The organism is Streptomyces sp. KR55, from assembly GCF_052245645.1.
GTDB lineage: Bacteria > Actinomycetota > Actinomycetes > Streptomycetales > Streptomycetaceae > Streptomyces > Streptomyces flavusporus.
The window spans coordinates 1-3,298 of sequence record NZ_JBQQCE010000722.1; the positions used below are offsets into that span (position 1 = coordinate 1).

4 protein-coding genes are annotated in these 3,298 nt (G+C 69.3%); 2 read left to right on the forward strand and 2 right to left on the reverse strand.

What is annotated here, in order from left to right:
* A partial coding sequence (locus tag ACTWQJ_RS48935) for a fumarate hydratase (RefSeq protein ID WP_443312817.1) occupies nucleotides 1-1,165 on the reverse strand: 1,165 nt, incomplete at its 3' end.
* 154 nt (nucleotides 1,166-1,319) lie between these two features.
* On the opposite strand from ACTWQJ_RS48935, the gene ACTWQJ_RS48940 reads away from it, so the two are divergent.
* Complete coding sequence (locus tag ACTWQJ_RS48940; RefSeq protein ID WP_443312818.1) at nucleotides 1,320-2,018, forward strand: DUF1707 SHOCT-like domain-containing protein; 699 nt, start codon at nucleotides 1,320-1,322, stop codon at nucleotides 2,016-2,018.
* Nucleotides 2,019-2,144: 126 nt separating this feature from the next.
* Nucleotides 2,145-2,522: a WhiB family transcriptional regulator gene (locus ACTWQJ_RS48945; RefSeq protein WP_129801260.1), complete on the forward strand. Its 378-nt coding sequence runs from the start codon at nucleotides 2,145-2,147 to the stop codon at nucleotides 2,520-2,522.
* Between the two features lie 226 nt (nucleotides 2,523-2,748).
* Here the strand turns inward: ACTWQJ_RS48945 and ACTWQJ_RS48950 are convergent.
* On the reverse strand, nucleotides 2,749-3,298 hold a 550-nt coding region (locus tag ACTWQJ_RS48950), incomplete at its 5' end, for a fructose-bisphosphatase class II family protein (protein WP_443312819.1).

Genomic DNA, 3,298 nt, shown 5'->3' on the forward strand with positions numbered 1-3,298 from the left:
GGGTGCCGGTGAGGGACAGGCGGGTCTTGACCGGGTACTTGGTCAGCTCGGCGAGGATGTCGTCCATCGGCTGGTTGAGGTCGATGCGTACGACGTCACCGTCCTGCTCCAGGTGCTCGTCCGTCGTCTCCGGCAGGAAGCGTGCCGGGTCCGTCTCCAGCTGCTCCAGGAAGACGCCCTCGGCGGTGATCTTCGCGACCGCCTGGCGGTCGGCCGAGCAGGAGACCGCGATCGCGACCGGGCAGGACGCGCCATGCCGCGGCAGCCGGACGACCCGCACGTCATGGCAGAAGTACTTGCCGCCGAACTGCGCACCGATACCGATCTTCTGCGTCAGCTCGAAGACCTTCTCCTCCAGCTCCTTGTCCCGGAAGCCGTGGCCGAGCGGCGATCCCTCGGCGGGGATCTCGTCCAGGTAGTGCGCGGAGGCGTACTTCGCGGTCTTCAGTGCGTACTCCGCGCTCGTACCGCCGACGACGATCGCCAGGTGGTACGGCGGGCAGGCGGCCGTACCCAGCGAACGGATCTTCTCCTCCAGGAACTTCATCATGGAGGCCTCGTTCAGGACGGCCTTCGTCTCCTGGTAGAGGAAGGACTTGTTGGCGGAGCCGCCGCCCTTGGCCATGAACAGGAACTTGTAGGCGCCGCCGTCGGTCGCGTACAGCTCGATCTGCGCCGGGAGGTTGGAGCCGGTGTTCTTCTCCTCCCACATGGTGAGCGGAGCCATCTGCGAGTAGCGGAGGTTCAGCTTCGTGTACGCGTCGTAGATGCCGCGGCTCAGCGCCTCCTCGTCGCCGCCCTCGGTCAGGACGTTCTGGCCGCGCTTGCCCATGACGATCGCGGTGCCGGTGTCCTGGCACATGGGGAGCACGCCGGCCGCCGCGATGTTCGCGTTCTTCAGCAGGTCCAGGGCGACGAACTTGTCGTTCGCGCTCGCCTCCGGGTCGTCGATGATGCGGCGCAGCTGCGCGAGATGGGCCGGGCGCAGGTAGTGCTGGATGTCGTGGATGGCCTCCTCGGCCAGCTTGCGCAGCGCCTCCGGCTCGACCTTGAGGAACGTCCGCCCGTCGGCCTCGAAGGTGGAGACACCCTCGGAGGTCACCAGCCGGTACGGGGTGGTGTCCTCTCCCATGGGGAGCAGATCGGTGTACGCGAACTCAGGCATGCGCCCATTCCTCACTCGACAGACAGCACAGCTGGCCTCCATTGGCAGCGTCCACCAGCGTAGGACCTGGCTCTGACGGCGAGCTTGTGAGGTAAGGCTCAGTTCGATGTCACCAGGGGTGTCGCGATCTATCGTGTTTGGGTACGCTGCTCTCGTGGACCTTCAGAAGCAGACCGCTCCTGCGGCCGCCTCCGCGCCCGCCGCCTCCGAGCTCCGCGCGTCCGACGCCGACCGCGACCGCGTGGCCGACATCCTGCGCGACGCCCTCGCCGAGGGGCGCCTGACCGCCGAGGAGCACGCCGAGCGGGTGGAGGACGTCTTCCGCGCCAAGACGGTGGGCGAACTCGAGCCTCTCGTACGGGACCTGCCGGGCGCGCATCACCACCGCACACCTCCGGCGTACGCCGCCGCGCCGGGCCGCCCCACGGCCGGTGCGATACCCGCCGACCCGGACGAGAACGTGATCGCGGTGTTCAGCAGCGCCGTCCGCAAGGGCCGCTGGCGCGCGGGCCGTCGTATCCACGCGTACTCGATCTTCGGCAGCGTCGAGATCGATCTGAGTGAGGCGATCTTCGAGTACCGGCAGGTCGTGATCAAGGCGTTCTCGCTCTTCGGCAACGTCGAGGTCCGCGTCCCGGAGAACGTCTCGCTGCGCGGCACCGGCGGCGGCGTCCTCGGCAACTTCGAGGTGGACACGCTGGACGCGCCGGACGCCGAGGCGCCGGTGGTCTTCGTGGACGGCTGGGCCGTCCTGGGCAACGTCGAGGCGCGGCCCAAGCGCGGCAAGCTCGTCGCGGACATTCTCGACCGGGTGCAGCGCAAGGTCGACAAGAGTGTGCACAAGCACCTCTAGCGTTCCCTGCGCCGCACAAGAACGCACGAACTCCAGCGGTTGGGGACTCCCTGCATAGGCGTGCGTACAGCGGGTAGACCTTGCTGCATCGTCTCTCGCTCGCGAAGCCGTCGTCAGGAGTAGACCGTGCTGCAACCGCCGCATTCGTCCCTGCAGGTAGCTGCCGTTCCGGCCCAGCGGGTACCAGCGCGAGACAGGGACCAAGACGCACCCTGGCACACGGAGGCCGTGTGCCGGCGCGACGAGGCCGGCCTGTTCTTCGCACCCTCCAAGGAACCCACCGCCGCGCGGCTGTCCCGTGAGGAGGCGGCGAAGCGGGTCTGCGCCCGCTGCCCGGTGATGGTCGAATGCCGCGAACACGCCCTGCTCCAGCCCGAGCCGTACGGAGTCTGGGGCGGCCTCACCGCCGCCGAACGCCGAGTGGTCCTGGCGAGGCGCCGCCGCCGCGAACTGGAACTGAAGAAGGCGGCCCGCACGACGAACCACATAGCGGCAGCGGGCTGACCGGCCGATCACGCACGAAGGGCGCCCCCTCCGCACCGGGGCGCCCCACTGCGTCAGGCCGCGGGCAGTCGTACCTCCCCCAGTGCCTTAAGGGCCTGGGGGCCCCATGGGCGATGGGGGTCCCCCCGCTCGAGCGAAGCCGAGAGTGGGGGAGGGTGGGCGCGGGCAGCACCCCGCCAGCGCCGGGCGGCGCGACCCACCCCCGCCCAGCCCCGACGCCGGTCGCCTACTTCGCCCGGTCGAAATCGATCGCGCTGTACGCCCGCAGCTTGCTCAGCCGATGCTCGGAGTCGATCCGCCGCACCGTACCCGACCGCGACCGCATCACGATCGAGTCGGTCGTAGCAGTCTCGGACCGGTACCGAACCCCCCGCAGCAGCTCACCATCGGTGATACCGGTCGCGACGAAGAACACGTTCTCCCCGGTGACCAGATCCTCCGTGGTCAGCACGCGATCCAGATCGTGCCCCGCATCAACCGCCCGCTGCCGCTCCTCGTCGTCCTTCGGCCACAGCTTGCCCTGGATGGTGCCCCCCAGGCACTTCACGGCGCAGGCCGAGATGATGCCCTCGGGCGTACCGCCGATCCCCAGCAGCAGGTCGACCCCCGTGCCCTCGCGCAGCGCCAGGATCGAGCCGGCGACATCGCCGTCGGAGATCAGCTTGATGCGCGCGCCGGTCTCCCGGATCTCGTTGATGATGCCCTCGTGCCGCGGCCGGTCGAGGATGACGACGGTGACATCCTCGGGCTGGCGCCGCTTCGCCTTGGCGACCCGG